The organism is Neorhizobium sp. SHOUNA12A, assembly GCF_023006505.1.
In the GTDB taxonomy this organism is placed as follows: Bacteria; Pseudomonadota; Alphaproteobacteria; order Rhizobiales; family Rhizobiaceae; genus Neorhizobium.
In genome coordinates this window covers 1-536 of record NZ_JALBGV010000208.1, presented here as the reverse complement: position 1 = coordinate 536, position 536 = coordinate 1, and the positions used below count along the sequence as shown (strand labels likewise).

1 tRNA gene is annotated in these 536 nt (G+C 52.4%); it reads left to right on the top strand.

Annotation, left to right across the window (positions count from 1 at the left end):
* Positions 1–34: 34 nt before the first annotated feature.
* Positions 35–111: transfer RNA gene (locus MOV63_RS32510), tRNA-Met, on the top strand.
* Positions 112–536: the final 425 nt, after the last annotated feature.

The window sequence follows — 536 nt, the reverse complement described above, 5'->3', positions numbered from 1 at the left end:
CATCGCGATAAATCCCAAAGGGATTTACGCCTTACGCGGGGTGGAGCAGCCCGGTAGCTCGTCAGGCTCATAACCTGAAGGCCGCAGGTTCAAATCCTGCCCCCGCAACCACGCTACGGCACGCGATAAGCACCAAAACTACGATACGATGCGATGGATATCACAATCTCGGAGCAGTTCGCGACGAAAATTGTCTTTCCGCCACAGAGGACAAATCGGAGCTTTGATCCCGTAGTTTTCGATTTTGGTGGAACTGTCGAGCGTGTTGCAGCGCAGCGTTCTAGGTGAGACTAATTCCTCACCTGACATCTGGAGGCAATGACGGCGAGTGGCTTCGCGCATCTTATCGTTCACTCCGTTTGCAGAAGGGCTTTCTGACGCATGGTCGATGATGGCTGCGGGGGAAGGAAGACGAGTCAAATGAGCGTAAGCGCGAATTTCTCCGCACCTTCTGTATTTGAGTGAGCTTTGGCATGTGGTGTCCACTTAAAAGAGGTGGACACCAAGTTATGGATGAAGGTCAAAAACTCGCGGTA